This is a genomic window from Leptothoe sp. LEGE 181152 (genome assembly GCF_032906605.1).
Lineage (GTDB): Bacteria > Cyanobacteriota > Cyanobacteriia > Phormidesmidales > Phormidesmidaceae > Leptothoe > Leptothoe turfae.
The window spans coordinates 114,724-129,900 of record NZ_JASATU010000006.1; the positions used below are offsets into that span (position 1 = coordinate 114,724).

Below are 15,177 nucleotides of genomic sequence, written 5' to 3' on the forward strand. Positions count from 1 at the left end.
GAGGTTCCATGGAACCTCCCGACAATGATTAATCAATTCTGCACCCAAATGAATTCGACTTATCCTAAAAGGGATATTTCACGACATTCTATGGTTCGGCAGCTGATTGGTATTTTCATTTGTCTCTGCTTGCAGTTTCTTCTGCTTGCACCTCCAGCCTTAGCCTCGGTACATGTGTATCACGAGCGCCCTGGCCAAACCACATTGCGATCGCAACAAAGCCTTCGCGATCGCAACGACCACTCATGGCAGGCGATTTTGTTCAAGCGCTATCGTCCCGATGGTTTAGACGGCCTATATTTGCGTCTGGTGGGCTTCCCTGGTGTTGCCGATGTCGACCCCAAAAAACCGTTGACCATCAACACGGGCACTGCCTTGGAGTGGCAGGCCACCCCTAAGCTTGATCCGCCGACACCCGCTTTACCCGACAACACCAATCAGTACGATTTCACCCCTGTAATGGACAACTTGCAAAAGGCAATTCCGTTAACCTTAGCGGTGCCGTTACAGGGAAAAGCTCCTAGCGAAATAATTGTGCCGCCCTATGCAGTTAAAGAATGGCGGGAATTGGCGGCGCAAACAATCGAATAAACCGGAGGGTGGGCAATGCCCATCTTCCGGTTTATTCTTCACCGGCATGGTAGGAACTGCGCACCAATGGACCGGAGCGAACCTGGGAAAAGCCCAGGTCATGGGCAATTGTGCCCAAGTGGTCAAATTCATCGGGGGTCCAATAGCGTTGAACGGGTAAATGAGCTAGGGATGGGCGCATGTATTGGCCGAGGGTGATGCGATCGCAGCCCACAGCTCGCAAATCCTTCATCGCCTGTACCAGCTCATCTTCGGTTTCGCCATGGCCCAGCATAAGACCAGACTTAGTGGGAATAGACGCATCCAGTTCCTTCACATAACGCAGAACCTCTAGCGATCGACGATACTTAGCACCCCGTCGCACCGGATCCTGCAAACGCTCGACAGTTTCCACATTGTGATTAAAGCAAGCGGGCCTAGCGTCCACAACCATCGCTAGCCGTTGCCGCTGATTCTCAGCAGAGTTAGGCCCACCCCAAAAGTCAGGTGTTAGCAACTCAATTTGGGTATCTGGGCTCACTGAACGAATAGCCGTCATAGTTGCCACAAACCAGCCCGCACCTTGGTCAGGCAAATCATCCCGCGCCACCGATGTCAGCACCACATATTTGAGACCTAGTAATTTAATCGATTCGGCCACTTTTTGAGGCTCTTCAGGGTCGAGGGGCATGGGAGCATGACCTTTATCAACCTGACAAAATGCACAGGAACGAGTGCATGTAGGCCCCATTAACAAAAATGAGGCTGTTTTATTTGCGTAGCACTCACTGCGATTAGGACATCGCCCCTCCTCACAAATCGTATGGATCTGTCTCTGTTTAATAATTTTTTGAACCGTCGACAGTTCGCTAGCCCGACCGATTGGTCGCCTTAACCAATCAGGCATCTGAACAATCTCAGGCCTAGCAGTACCGCTGGAACGCATTTGAGATAAACTTTCCATGACACAATCAGCTTGTCTAAGTAGACTTGGGTATCCTCGGCATTACGTGAGCATAGACACGATGGTGACTTAATAGCAGCGTTCTATAGCCTTTTTGATCCTATATGATTCTTAGAAACTAGTCAGGATCAGACTTACATCGTTGCCGACCTGGGCAACATTGCTTTATACCGTTGCTGAGTCAGAAGCGTATCAGCAACGTCCCCTACCTAAACTGTAGCTATCTATTTATTAGGAGTTAGTCGTGGCAGCAAGTCATAAGATTTTAGTTATCGATGATAGCAGAGTGATCCGCATGCGCGTCCGGGATATGTTGCCCCAGGGCAACTTCGAGGTGATTGAAGCCACTGATGGCGTTGAAGGGTTAGAAGCCATTCGCAACCAAAAGCCTAACCTGATCATGCTCGATTTCTTACTGCCACGGATGAGTGGATGGGAAGTATTCCAAGAAATCCAAGCTTCTCCAGAGCTACAAAAGATCCCCCTCGTACTGATGTCAGGGCGTCGGGAAGAAGTTACCGAAAAAATTCAAGGCCCTTTCGAATATTTTGAATTTATTCAGAAGCCTTTTGAGCAAAAAGAACTCATTGAAGCCATCAAAGCTTCCATGGTAAAAGCGCGTAAGGTACGCCCAATAAGTACTGCCGCTGCTGCGCCTGCCGCCGCTGCCGCTGCCAGTGGCGAAAGTGCTGCTGAAATCGCTGCATTGAAACAGCAGGTCGCCACCCTACAAAAGGAAGTCGCTACGCTCAAAAATCAGACTGCCAAGATTTTGGCCTTCATCAAGCAGAAGCTTCGGTAAAAAACATGCCACCTGGCCAAGTGGGCGATACCTGCCCTAACCTAAAGCCTGGCGTCCTTCTAACGCTCGGGCTAGGGTTACTTCATCTGCATATTCCAAATCGCCCCCCATGGGCAAACCAAAGGCGATACGAGTCACTTTCGTAAATGGCTTGAGCAACTGTCCCACATACAGCGTTGTGGTATCTCCCTCAATGCTAGGGCTGATGGCCAAAATCACTTCTCCAATATCGTCTTTGTTGACCCGGTGTACCAGTTGACCAATGTTTAGCTGCTCTGGACCAATGCCATCCATCGGTGAAATGAGACCGCCCAGCACATGGTATTTGCCCTTAAATTCTCTGGTGCGCTCAATGGCAATGACATCGCGGGAATCTGCCACAACACAAAGAGTCTGATTGTCCCGACGTGTAGAGCGACAGATGTCACACACGGGGTCCGCCGATAGATGAAAGCAAATTGAGCACTGACCCACCTGCTGTTTGGCATCTATCAGTGCCTGGGCCAGGGCTCGGACTTCGGCTTCAGGGCGTTTAAGAATATGCAACGCCAGACGCTGGGCAGTTTTAGGCCCCACACCTGGCAATCGCTGAAATTCTTCAATTAATTTAGCTAACGGACGGGTATAGATAGACCTAGCTCCTTTTTGGTTTTGTTTTCTGCTTTGGGGTATCAATTTAGGCCATGGAGGTAGGCTTATGGAAAACATGACGCTGTCACCCCAAAGAGTTATTCTTCGGTTGTATTGATAACGTCTTCCGACTCAGCCACCTCTTCACTCTTACCGCGCACTGGGGGCAGTTTTTCCACCAGGCCCATGGTGAATGCAACATCTGGTAAGTCCCCAGTAATGTATTTACCGGGTTCAAAGACACGACCTGGGGTAAAGCAAATTTGCCGCAATTCCACTAGCTCAGTTGCCTCAAACATTGCCCGTGATAGTCGACGTTCTAGAGCCATAATTCCTCCTAAATCATCGGCGTTTATGTCTTCAAGTTAGCAGTAGCTATTCGTCAATTTGCCAAAGTTCTTGGGTATAGGCTTCGTCTAGAACTTTCTTGGGTCGTACGATAACGATGACTCGACCCAATAGGGGCATACCAGGGTCTGTATCAAACCAGCGTATAGCTAGCTGACCACTATCGTCACTGACCAGAAAATAGCTGCTATCATCCCAAGCTTGCTGTTGGCGATCCACAAGGATCAATACTGTCTCTGAGACCGTACTATCGGCCTGATTGGGCAGTTCATTGAAAGGCATGAGGAATGCGATCGCATCCTGCGCTGTCAACACCACCTGCCACCCTGGCACCGGCACCCACGCCTGTTCACCCGCAGATTTCACCACACCAAACGCACCTTCTGGTTCCATCTTGGGCACAGCCTGAAAAACATCAGCTGACATCGGCCACTGCCCGACCATTGGCACCACAAAGGGCACATCAGTATCTGTCTCTATGCGAAATAGAGGTAGTCGAGGTGCAGTCTTAGCCTTGACTACCGCAAAATCAGTGAGTAGTTTCTCAATGGCTTCACGAGCACCCAAACTGTGGGCAAACCGTAACCCCTGTGCAATCAACCGTGATCGAGCCTGCAAATCAGACGTCTGCCGAGCAAACCCCCAGTAGGAAAATGCCACCGCATCTCCTGGATGATTGGTAAAACCAGGTGGCAGGTCATGACGGTAAGAAAACTCCTTCAGGGCCTTAGCCACATCACGCACTTGCTCAGAATCTAGCCCCTGGTCATAGATAAACTGAACCGCCTGAGCTCGATCATCCTTAGATAAAATCCGCAGTTCATAGAGCGAGTCACTCCCTCGGGCAGTGAAGTGCTCTAGCACGGGTTCTGCAACAGCACCGCCAAGAATGGACTGATATACCTGCCCCGCCACCATAATTTGATTCTGCTGAATTGGCTCAAATCCAGTCCCTTCAAAAATCGCTTGGGGCGACATGCCAGACTTCTGTAAAGTCTGGCAAGCCATTGCCCAGTCAACCCAATTGCCTTGCTTACGCCGCAATTGCAGAATTAGAGCTTCCGTATCAGCAGAGGATGAATTAGGAGCAGGGGTGGTCATCGTAGTCGTTAGACGAAAAGTGTCTCTCGACTTTATCGCGGATAGCTAACCACAACACAAGAGTCACTAATTTTTTTTTACGGTACATAATGGGTTTACTTTTACTCAATTAAGCTTTCACTACAGTAAAGTGTCCACCTTGTCGCTCAGTAATCGCAAAACACTCATCAAAACAGCATTATTGCCAGAGGATCCAAAGCCAGAATCTCTGCTTAGTGCGTCAAAATCGAAACACAAGTAACAAAAGACAAACATTAACATTTAGATTAGCAAGAGAAGCATCAACCAACCCATCAATCCAAAAACAAATGTAGTGAAATTATTATGGGTCTCAGAAGTCTGCTCTTTCTGAGACTTACAATCAACACATTGATATAGATCAGGGCCTATTTTCACCAAAGACGTTTTTGAACATTTTGGACAAGTATAAACAATGTCAGAAATGTCAGAAATCATCAGTACTTTCTCTTTCATAAATGCCACCTGATTGAGACAACTATTAAAATGAACAGAATTTTTCTCAGCCGTCCTGAGATAGTTCAACCAGCAAGGTATGACTCTGGCGACTTGTAACACGGACTTTCTGACCAGGATGAATAGTCATATTGCTATTGGATAAAGCTGACCACCAGGAACCATTGAGCCTAACCCGACCTCGCTTGCAGGGGGTAATCTCAGTATCTGCCGTACCAACACCTTCTAAGTAGCTGTTTGTAGGAGAAGGGTGAGATTGTCGCAACCTTTTAAACCACGTTTCTAAAAGAACCTTAAGAAGAAGATTCAGTACTACGATTTCTCGATGTGACAAAGGAGTCGCATCACATCGGCATTCTTTTGTTAAGGAGAGCATAATTCGAGCCTGATCAATCGATAACAGTTGACAGCACAAAAAGGAATAACTGCTCTAGCCACTTAAATTTTCGACACGATTTAAGATCTGACAACAAACAGTCTGAACAAATACACTCTTATGCGGCTATATGAAATGTTCAGACTTCAGGAACTCATTTAGGATTAGCATGGCACATCGCCTGATTACTTAGCGATCAACTATTCCGCTTACATACTTACATACCTAAGCAGAGATCCTGAAAAGCATTCAGACGCCATCAATTGGCGAATATCTATCATGTCTTTGTTCAACATGGGTCAGTAGAACGTTTCCGGCATAATTATTTGACAAAAAAAGGAATCCTCTGAACTGGAGGCATCACAATAAAGTTAGACTTCCATCTAAGATTTTCAGCCTTAAGAAGGAAGTCACTTTATCTCGTAGAGGGAGGTGCTATAACCGAAGATAGCCATGTTGGTTCCTGAATATGCTTTCAATACCACGCTCTTATCTTGAGTTCATTGCCAACCAAAACCATCTCACAGAATTACAAAAAGAAGCTTTTGTAGAACGCTTAGCAGACATTGAGCTGTCAGACTTAGTGGTCGCTAAGATCTTAAACATATCGAGAGAAAGATACAGTTCTCGAATGACAAAGGTTTATAAGAAATTCAATATCTCTTCTGGAAATACTCCTGGAAAATCAAAGTTACTTTTCTTTAAAGTTCTGGATATGTATCAAAATGCATATCCTTCTGACAAGCAAGTCTATGAAATAGTCAACAATGCGATCGAAATTCTAGTACAGGAAATCCAGAGCAAAACCCGAGCACTCATCAATGAGAAATGTGGATTCATGCAAATTCTTGACATGAGCAAACCCATTGAAGTGGAAGACATTTTTACAGAGGTCAAGATTACCAAACAAATCTTATCCAAAAGACGTATAGAACTATCAGACTTAGTAAAAATAGTTCAACAGCGTCATCAAACTAATGACCTCAAATTCAACATCTCCAGATTATTTGAAGGTGTCAAATTTTCAGGGCTTGAGCTCGTTGAAAATTACTCGAAACTTATTCTACTTGGAAGACCAGGAGCTGGAAAAACAACCTTCTTAAAATATGTTGCTGTCTTTGCAAATAAATCAGAAATACTACCTGGTTATGTTCCAATATTTATTTCTTTAAAGGATTTTCAGAACCAAGATCACCAAATAGGCTTAAAAGAGTATATAGAGAATGAGTTAATTAGTTGTGAAGTCAACAAAGAAAGTTTTGAGCTACTTTTAAGAGAGGCAAAAATTCTATTTTTATTTGATGGACTAGACGAAGTTCGAAAAGAAAATTTTAACCGAGTCATCAGACTAATCAAGGAAATATCACAGACATATAGCAAAAATAGATTTATAATTACATGTCGCTTGGCTGCAAGTGAATATAAATTTGAAAACTTTCTGGAGGCTGAAGTTTGCGAATTCACCAAAGAGCAGATCAGTATGTTTTCAAAAAACTGGTTTGCCACAAAAAAATCTCCTCAAAAAACAGAGAAGTTCATTAACCGAATTAGCAAAGACGAAGAGATTAGTGAGCTGGCGACCAATCCTTTACTGCTAACCTTACTATGCATGGTTTTTGAGGATTCAGAGGAATTCCCCAAAAATCAGGCTGAATTATATCAAGAAGGTCTCGATGTCTTATTGAGGAAATGGGATGTTAGCAGAGCGGTAGAACGGCCTGAAACTTACAGAAAGCTGTCTAAGAACAAGAAAGAAGATTTACTTAGCAAAATAGCATATGCCACTTTTGAAAAAGATGAAGGATTATTCAAAAGAAGAACAATCGATTATCAAATTAGAGAATATATTTATAATTTACCACGCTCCATTAGTTCACCTGAAGATGTAGAGCTAGATTGCAATTCTGTATTAGATTCCATGATTGCTCAGCATGGTTTGATTACTGAGGTAGCAAAAGATATATTTTCATTCTCCCACAGAACATTTCATGAGTATTTTGTCAGTCTTAAAATCGTTAAGACATTGGATCCTGAAGAACAAAAAAAGGTCCTAGAATCACTGGCTATTCATATTACTGATTACAGATGGCAAGAGGTATTTTCGCTTGTCTCATGTATGCTCCCTAATGCAGACTACTTGATTAGACTTATAAAGCATGAAATTGACAAAATAGTTCAAGAAAACAAGAAAATAGATTCATTTCTTGATTGGCTAAATGAAAAGTCTTCTTCAGTTAAAAGCAGTAAGAGTATTGGCAATCTAAAAGCTATCAGCCAAGTCTTTTATTTTAATTTAGTGATAAGAAAGAGAACGATCAAAACACAAACAGAAAGCGAAGATTTTATTCTAGATTCAGAGTTAGTCACCACATTGAATGTTAGTATATCTATGCACAATACTCCCCTAAAAGAAGCTGATACCCTTTTAAAGTGGCACAAAGATATCTTGTCACTAATGCGTCAATGTATTGAACACAATGCAAGTGCAGAACTAAAAGAGGAGTTAATTAAATTAAAGGAAAAACTTCCTAGCAAAACTGTAGACTCTCGTGAATGGTGGGCTCACAATGGTTTAGATTGGAGCACTAAATTTAGAGATGTAATCATACAGTATCGAAATATAGGCCATGACTGGGGTTTTGTAGAAAGTGAAATAAAAGCCCTTAAGGAATACTATGATGTTAATAAGTTATTATCTATCTGTCTTCATGGAGACTGTTATGTGAGCCGTGAAGTTCGTCAAGAGATTAATGCCAGCACCCTTCTACCTATTGAGAAATATGAAGATGGATAGCCGGTTATTTAGGTGTGATGCCCTTTGACCTTGACCAGGCTACATAACCCAAAATCGAAAGCGCGATCGCAGATTTGGCATGCATATTCCCCATTATCAATCGCCTGTATTGTACTGGGTGATTCAGAACCCTTCATTAATGCACCCTTGAGTGATATGTATTGCCTAGCAAGGACGAACACGTGCGCGACTGACGAAAACCACTGCAAGGCTCCCCCAAACACATGCATAGAACGACCCCCATACTCATACAGGCTACAGCTAAAATATCTCGGGAAAGATTTGGTGTAGGGAGTTCTGCACAATAAACAGTTCTGTTGTCTTGGTTATGGGTCTGCATTTCGACAATATTTAACAAACGAATAGCAACAAGATCAGCTACCTGTGCTCTTCTCAAACAACATCTGGGCAGTTAGTGCCTCATCCTTATCCAGACATGAATCACCGAAGGGAGCCTAGATTGGAATGCAGTGCGGCAACTCTTGTTAAAATCAATAATATATAAAGAAATGTAAAGAAAATCATCTTTCCTTGACATTTATTGACCTCTTTAAAATTTCTCCAATGAAAGTAGCCTCTATAAGCCTTGTAAAGTAAAGATTTCAGGGATTGCAGCGATGATTTTGTAGTGGTCAAATTTATATACCCCAAGAGGGCACCACAACACTCCAAAAAAAAGCCCCTGACAAAACTGCCGGAGGCTCTATGACGTCTACTCTACTGGATTCAACGATGAAAAAACTATGCGTTGTAGCGAACGTTGCGATAGGTGAGGCTACCGATGGAAGACTTAGGAAGACACTCTTTTAGGGTTCTCATTTTAAAAGCAAAGTCTCTAAAGCAAAGCTGGATGTCAGTTTCGATGGTTGCGACAGTTGGTGCAGCAGGAGTGTAAGGTGCACCGATATCAGCGAGTTGCATAGGTAGATTCCTGACGGGCTAATGGCGAGCAAGGCAAACATGGGAGGCTTTAGAGAACGTGCTGACGATTGGGCAAGACCCAACAGAACAGTGGAGCCAGAATCACCATGGACAGTGCAAAACAGAGGCAAACTTGAAGACCTTCGATTTGAGAGGGTGTCATGGTGAGGAGCTCCACAATAGTGATAGGTGAGAACGTGTTTTGTTTGTTCTATATATAGAAACGGTCTACTCCCCGTTCATTCCGATGTAATGCTTGTGATCCTCATTCTTTTTTGGTGTGTTGTTGATCACTACACAAAGAAGTCCACCATACTTGGCAGAACCTGAAAACGATGTAGGCTAAGAAATCCTGACGATAGCGCCCGGTATCGCAGGGCATCCACAAGGGAGTGCCCCTACAGGATTGGGTATTGGTAATCGGATTGAATGAATGTGGATTGGGTATGACTTATCTCAACGAGCGACTGAATGCGATTTGACTGATGCCGAAAGGCGACTTCAGGCATGTCTGAAGTAAGCTAGGGACACCAGGTGAGATAACTGTCATATACGTTTTCTAGACCGTGCTGGCCAATAATGCGCAGGAGTGATCGCAAAAGCCTAATAAAATCCCTTGACGGTAAGCTCCTGGCAAGAGATTATTAATAAACGCGAGGGGCTATAGCTCAGCTGGTAGAGCACCTGCATGGCATGCAGGGGGTCAGCGGTTCGAGCCCGCTTAGCTCCATTCAAAAAACCATGTGGGGACGTTCTATGGAACGTCCCCACATGGTTTTAATGGGAATCAAGGGCAATCAGTTCTATTTCCTTTAAATCTTCGCCGCTATCATCCTCTTCCATATCTTGCACAATGGCCTGAAGCAACGGATCAGCATAAGCGCGTTCTGAATAGATTTGGGGGTCTAGGGACATGGCTCGCCGCACATGCTCTAACGCCCACATATCTTGACCTAAGCGAGCGTGGCAACGGGCTTGGTTATAAAATGCAAAGGCCTGATCAGGCTCAATGGCTAAAGATTTATCGTAGGCTTCAATGGCGCGACTAAAATCCCCCATCTTTTGCAATGTCCATGCCATCGCCAGCCATGCTTGATAGTTGTAGGCCTGTAGTTTCAGGGATGTGGTAAAACTTTCTTCGGCGGCAGTTAGCCGATTCATCTCTAAAAGCACCAGACCTCGCAGATGCCAAAATCGCGACTTCTCTGGCTCTAAGGTCACAGACTTGTCAAGACTGGTCAGTGCATCTTCGAAATACCCCTGAGCCTTGAGTGCTGCCGCGTGATAACTCCACACACTGCCATTGTCGGGGTCAAGATGAATGGAATGGTTCAGGGCCCTTAAGGCCTCTTGGGGGTTGTGCACCTGTAAGAGCGTGCGTCCCAGCACCAACCATAGTTTGCTATCGCCATCATAGAGTTCCACAGCTTTATTAAAGCTGGCAATGGCTTGGTCAATACGATCGAGCTGTAGTAGTGCTTTGCCGCGATAGTACCAAAGCTTATAAGAATCAGGTCGTAACTGTATTGCTTGTTCGTAACTCACAATAGCTTCGCCGTATAAGGCCCTTCGATGCAGGTTTTTGCTTTTTCGATACTGGGCTTTGAAATAGAACGGAGCCTGCTTCAGGGCGTGACCGTAGCATTTTGCGGCTTCGTCTAATGCTTCCAGTTTTTCAAGAACAGAACCATAATTACACCATACGCGATGTTCCGTTGCCTTCAAAGATAGAGTGTGACGGTAGCTTTCAGCGGCTGCTTCATATTGACCAATGCTGGCTAATAAGTAACTGCGATAGTTCCAAGCCTGATAGTGATAGGGATAGCGCTGAATGATGCGATCGCAAATATTAATCTCCAGCCTGTAGCGCTCATCCTGTTCACTTGATTGGCCACTGACACTGGCGATATCAATAACTTGACTACTCATCATAAGTATCTATGTATTTATACGGCAGATGCGCGCAGGGCAGTATCACTTAGTTATACAAATCTTAAGGATAGATGCCGGAAATGATACTGGTATTGATGAAAATCACAGCCAACAAAAATCGGGATTTGAGTTGACTTGCCGCATACATTGCCTATGTATATGTCAACACAAAATCATGTGTAGATCGACACACAGGTTCAGGGTCCCCATTTTCGATAGCCATCATTACACAGCTCAATATTTAATTCCCTGAGATTTCCGGATTATTAGTGCGTAACTGCGAAAAGTATAGATTTAGCAAAGCTTGACGTAAATCTTTATGGGCCGGTTATATCTGATCCCAATTCCTTAATTATGTTTAGGCATACGGAGAAATTTTTTCTGCGCCTAATTACGGATAGCCCGATTGAATTATCAGACCTGTGGAAAACCTTCACAGTCTGTGGAAAACTCTGTGGAAAACATGTGGAAAATTCTGGAAAAAGTTAAATTTTTGCCATTATCGTTCGCAATTTATAGTAAACAGACTAAATTATTTAGAGAGCTAGAAGTGCTCAATGCATTGGGATGACAAAATTTCAGCTGTCTTTATATTTCAACTAAAATCAATCTAACTAGCTTCTGAGCTATGTTTGAAGTTATCCACAGGTTTGGACAAGATGTGCCTCTAATGGCATCTTAACCCCCATAAATCTGCCGAAACAAACCGCGTCGGTTTGATCCTCCGACTACGAGTTGACGTAGCAATATATAGTGCCATTCGTACAAAAAACTTTCCCCATGGGCCGCAATATTCCGCAAACGGCTAATTTGATCGAGGCTAGCTGCCGCTTGCTTCCCTTTTTGGCCCAAACAAGCTGTCATAGGGTGCTCCCATTGCTCAAAAAACTCCGCCAGCAACTCACGATCCCGCTGACTTAAACCCTGTGAGTTTTTAAACGTACGATAGAGCTGTTTCTCAGGTACCTTGTTCTGCTGGGTCAATGCATCTCGTTTTAAAGTGCGCCATTGAGCTGCAAGCAAGGAGGGCATCATACCTAGGGTATATCTTTGGTGAGGGCCTAACGCAATACCTCCAATCTCTGTCAACCCTTCCAGTCGGACAAAATCGTAAAGGTCACCAAAGAACGGCTGCATCACCTCACGCTCTACTGCAAAACTCAGACGAATCCCTGCTTCGGAATAGTCAGCAATGTGAGGATCAGCCCCCTCAGACTGCAGCATGTGGTAAGTGCGGTAGGCCGCACACAAATCTTTTTGAGAGTCTGCCTGAATACAGAACCAAACGCTGTCGCCTAAAGCTTTGCGCACCTCTTGTTTAATGACGTTGGCATCTGGGGGTGGTAACGTTCTTTGTGGTCGCTCAGTTTGGAGCTGTACGATGTGGGCTTCTTTATTTGCGATCGCAGCCTGCTGCTGTTGGAGCTCGGTTTGCAACTCCTGGAAAGCCGTCTGCTTTGCCTCAGAGAGCTGAGTCAGCTTATCTTCTAAGATTTGAACTTGCTGGTTCAATGTGGCAATCTGGCTATCCTTCTCCTTAAGCAGCTCATCTTTTTCTGCCAGCAACTCATCTTTATAAATTAGCAAGCTTGTCTTTTGCTTTAGCTCTAAAGCATTCAACCCCGCCCGCAATAAATTGAAATAATAAGTATCTGAAAGATCCACCACTTCAGGAGGCTCGCCAGGCACATATAAAACCCCACGTCGCTGGGGCAGTTGCACGATCAACAACCGCCCCTCCCAATTACGAATCTGCAGTTCTTGGGTATTTGCGTGCTCAATGGTACTCACATAGCGGCGTTTGCCATAGAAAAATTCAGCATGGGTAGCGGCCACGGGTAAACTATCAATCGCCTTAGGAGGAGGCAGCGAACTAGACCCATTAATCGACCGAGATTCTGCTACTTTTGGGCTCTGCTCCTTGACTGGGGGAAGCTCCAAAGACCCAGGGGGACGTTTTGGAGTGACGGCTAACTGATTAGCCATTGTTGTTGTTGGAGGAGACCCCATAGCTAACTTATGCTTTACTCCTGGAGTATCAACAATCGGAGATTCATTTAAACGTTTTGACTCGTCAGACCAGGGAGGAATCGAACCTGTTGCTAAATCGGGATGGGCTAGCTTGATGCCCAATAGTTCTAACTCAACAGATTGTCGTCCCTGCCAATCATTGAGACGAATTTTGTAAGCAATATCAACCTGATGGGGCAAAGGATGATACTCAGCCCAGCGCCATGCGATCGCTTTGATGGAGGTTACTTGCCCCGTCTCTGGATGGGTGTGAGCCAGCGTTAACTTAAGATGTTTACGATCCTTACCGACAATCTGTTGGTCAATTATATTGACCAGGGATGTCCAAAAAACTGGCTCATTGTTTTGAATCCCACAGGGATGGAGAAAATCAATTTGCTCGTAAAGAGCCAGAGTAATATCGGCGAAATTAGCCTTTACATCGACATTAACCAAGGGTTTTAAATACTCTGGCTGTAGATGTTGACAAGCAAAATGACTCAGTCGTGACGTCACCTGTCGTAGTTTTTTCGCCGCAAAGGTGAAGCCACCCGCAGCCCGGTGCCCACCATATTTATCCAACAGATCATCACAGGACTGAAGGGCTTCAAACACATTAAATTCAGGAATCCCTCGGGCAGAACCGCGAATCTCTTTTTTCTCTTTGTCTTCGTAGGTGCCGATAAAAACAGGCACACCATAGCGTTCTACCAAGCGGGATGCCACAATACCAATTACCCCGTGATGCCACTCGGGCTGCACAACCACCAACACACGCTCTTGTTGTAAATTGAGCTTGCCATGGGCCTGTTGTTCTTCACACCACTCTACCGCCTGGGTCTCAATCAGCTCACACATACGCTGCCGCAGCGCATTCGTCTCTTCACACTGCATTGCCCGCTGCAACGCAATACCCACATCCTCAGTCGTGAGCATATCGATAACAATCTGCGGATCGGCAATGCGGCCTACCGCATTGATCCGTGGACCTAGGCGAAAGCCAATGGCCTCAGGCTTAAGCGCTTTTTTACCCTGATCTAACCCAGCCACTTCAATCAGCGCTTGAATGCCAGGAATACGCGACTTTGGCAATAGCTGTAACCCCCGACGTACCCAGCGACGATTCACACCCACTAAAGGCGCAAGATCGGCAATTGTACCTAACGTAAATAGTTCTAACGACGAAGCTGTGAGATCTTGGCTACGATGAAGCGCTTGGGCCAGGCAAACCGCGAGAATGTAAGCCACACCAACACCAGCCACACCATAGTAAGGAGAACTTGTGGACAATAGTTTGGGATTAAGGATGGCCTGGGCTGGCGGCAGCTGTTCTGGCAGATCGTGATGGTCGGTGATAATGACGGTGAGACCTAGATCAACCGCATGGGCAATAGGTTCATAGGCCGCAATGCCATTATCGACAGTGAGAATTAACCTCACCCCTTCTGCATGGAAATCATCCACAATGCGACGGTTAATACCATAGCCCTCTTGCATACGGCTCGGAATAGCATAGTGAGCATCGGCCCCCAAATGCCACAAAGCCCGTAACAGCAAAGCTGTACTGGTCATCCCATCGGCATCGTAGTCACCACAGATGGCAATTTTTTGCCCTTGTTCAATGGCGGTTGCTAACAAATCAACGCTCCGCAGCAAATCTGGAAACTCATCCAGAGGCGATGGTAGCTGCTGCGTCTCTGGATCCAGGTATAGCCATGCCTGCTCCGGAGTTTGCACGCCTCGATTAATCAAGACTTGAGCCAGCAGAGGTGATAGCTGTGTCACCGTTGCCATCCGCTGCGCCTGCTGTACCTGAGGCGGAAAAATTTGCCACCGCTGTCGAGGGATTTTAACAGCAGCAGATTCTTGCGTAGCGATTGACGTGGTGACGGGTTCGGTCAAGGAAGTGGATTGGGTACGAAAAAGAAAGTAGTCCTAGGTTAAGACAAATACTAGAAATCGCAAGTTTAGGTAGGCTAGCGTCAGCCCTGTGATAGCCGCCGACATCTCTCCCCTCCTGGGCTACGATGTATACACATCTAGAAAATAATGTCCCAAAAGATAGGCCTGGCCTTGAATTGGCCCTCATCCTAAATCCTTCTCCCTGGGGGAGAAGGACTTTGAGGCCAGGTCCCCCTTCTCCCTCAGGGAGTAAGGGGTTGGGGGATGAGGGCTCGAAATCTAGAGATAGCTCTCCGACTTATGTATACACGATAGCTCCTCCTGGGAAGGGCTCCCTTACTTCACAGAATTTG

At 45.3% G+C, this 15,177-nt stretch carries 10 protein-coding genes, 1 tRNA gene and 1 pseudogene; 4 read left to right on the forward strand and 8 right to left on the reverse strand.

Annotation, left to right across the window (positions count from 1 at the left end; genetic code table 11):
* Positions 1-90 precede the first annotated feature (90 nt).
* Positions 91-591, forward strand: coding sequence for a DUF3122 domain-containing protein (locus QGP82_RS03690; protein ID WP_499057116.1), 501 nt, complete (start codon positions 91-93; stop codon positions 589-591).
* A 31-nt stretch (positions 592-622) separates the two neighbouring features.
* On the opposite strand, the gene lipA is transcribed toward QGP82_RS03690, so the two are convergent.
* The gene (gene lipA, locus QGP82_RS03695) at positions 623-1,534 is read right to left on the reverse strand and encodes a lipoyl synthase (RefSeq protein WP_499057117.1); all 912 of its coding nucleotides are present in this window, start codon (positions 1,532-1,534) and stop codon (positions 623-625) included.
* 295 nt (positions 1,535-1,829) lie between these two features.
* Here lipA and QGP82_RS03700 point away from each other — a divergent pair, with 295 nt between their 5' ends.
* A complete protein-coding gene (locus QGP82_RS03700; RefSeq protein ID WP_250564831.1) occupies positions 1,830-2,336 on the forward strand; it encodes a response regulator in 507 nt (168 codons plus the stop codon).
* A 36-nt stretch (positions 2,337-2,372) separates the two neighbouring features.
* Here the strand turns inward: QGP82_RS03700 and recR are convergent, their stop codons facing one another.
* The 4 genes from recR to QGP82_RS03720 form a co-directional block, all read right to left on the reverse strand.
* Positions 2,373-3,044, reverse strand: a complete 672-nt coding sequence (gene recR, locus QGP82_RS03705) for a recombination mediator RecR (protein WP_499057119.1) — start codon at positions 3,042-3,044, stop codon at positions 2,373-2,375.
* A gap of 20 nt (positions 3,045-3,064) precedes the next feature.
* Entirely contained in the window at positions 3,065-3,295 is a 231-nt protein-coding gene (locus QGP82_RS03710; RefSeq protein ID WP_006517207.1) for a hypothetical protein, read from the reverse strand.
* 46 nt (positions 3,296-3,341) lie between these two features.
* The gene (locus QGP82_RS03715) at positions 3,342-4,415 is read right to left on the reverse strand and encodes a RuBisCO accumulation factor 1 (protein WP_499057120.1); all 1,074 of its coding nucleotides are present in this window, start codon (positions 4,413-4,415) and stop codon (positions 3,342-3,344) included.
* Positions 4,416-4,935: 520 nt separating this feature from the next.
* Positions 4,936-5,265 (reverse strand): NfeD family protein, encoded by a 330-nt coding sequence (locus tag QGP82_RS03720; protein ID WP_499057122.1) that lies wholly within the window; start codon positions 5,263-5,265, stop codon positions 4,936-4,938.
* Positions 5,266-5,734: 469 nt separating this feature from the next.
* Between QGP82_RS03720 and QGP82_RS03725 the strand changes: the two genes are divergently transcribed.
* The gene (locus QGP82_RS03725; RefSeq protein WP_499057124.1) at positions 5,735-8,059 is read left to right on the forward strand and encodes an NACHT domain-containing protein; all 2,325 of its coding nucleotides are present in this window, start codon (positions 5,735-5,737) and stop codon (positions 8,057-8,059) included.
* 741 nt (positions 8,060-8,800) lie between these two features.
* Here QGP82_RS03725 and QGP82_RS03730 read toward each other — a convergent pair.
* Positions 8,801-8,980 carry a hypothetical protein gene (locus tag QGP82_RS03730; protein ID WP_163661259.1) on the reverse strand — a complete coding sequence of 60 codons (180 nt, stop codon included), beginning with the start codon at positions 8,978-8,980 and terminating at the stop codon, positions 8,801-8,803.
* 657 nt (positions 8,981-9,637) lie between these two features.
* Between QGP82_RS03730 and QGP82_RS03735 the strand changes: the two genes are divergently transcribed.
* Positions 9,638-9,710, forward strand: a tRNA-Ala gene (locus QGP82_RS03735).
* Positions 9,711-9,757: 47 nt separating this feature from the next.
* Here QGP82_RS03735 and QGP82_RS03740 read toward each other — a convergent pair.
* Complete coding sequence (locus QGP82_RS03740) at positions 9,758-10,912, reverse strand: tetratricopeptide repeat protein (RefSeq protein ID WP_163661261.1); 1,155 nt, start codon at positions 10,910-10,912, stop codon at positions 9,758-9,760.
* A gap of 2,118 nt (positions 10,913-13,030) precedes the next feature.
* A pseudogene (recJ, locus tag QGP82_RS03745) lies at positions 13,031-14,716 on the reverse strand (single-stranded-DNA-specific exonuclease RecJ); the annotation flags it as partial.
* Between the last annotated feature and the right edge of the window lie 461 nt (positions 14,717-15,177).

Coding starts and splice junctions, on each gene's coding strand:
- QGP82_RS03690 (WP_499057116.1), top strand. CDS start 91: ATGGTTCGGCAGCTGATTGGTATTTTCATTTGTCTCTGCTTGCAGTTT.
- lipA (WP_499057117.1), bottom strand. CDS start 1,534: ATGGAAAGTTTATCTCAAATGCGTTCCAGCGGTACTGCTAGGCCTGAG.
- QGP82_RS03700 (WP_250564831.1), top strand. CDS start 1,830: ATGCGCGTCCGGGATATGTTGCCCCAGGGCAACTTCGAGGTGATTGAA.
- recR (WP_499057119.1), bottom strand. CDS start 3,044: ATGTTTTCCATAAGCCTACCTCCATGGCCTAAATTGATACCCCAAAGC.
- QGP82_RS03710 (WP_006517207.1), bottom strand. CDS start 3,295: ATGGCTCTAGAACGTCGACTATCACGGGCAATGTTTGAGGCAACTGAG.
- QGP82_RS03715 (WP_499057120.1), bottom strand. CDS start 4,415: ATGACCACCCCTGCTCCTAATTCATCCTCTGCTGATACGGAAGCTCTA.
- QGP82_RS03720 (WP_499057122.1), bottom strand. CDS start 5,265: ATGCTCTCCTTAACAAAAGAATGCCGATGTGATGCGACTCCTTTGTCA.
- QGP82_RS03725 (WP_499057124.1), top strand. CDS start 5,735: ATGCTTTCAATACCACGCTCTTATCTTGAGTTCATTGCCAACCAAAAC.
- QGP82_RS03730 (WP_163661259.1), bottom strand. CDS start 8,980: ATGCAACTCGCTGATATCGGTGCACCTTACACTCCTGCTGCACCAACT.
- QGP82_RS03740 (WP_163661261.1), bottom strand. CDS start 10,912: ATGATGAGTAGTCAAGTTATTGATATCGCCAGTGTCAGTGGCCAATCA.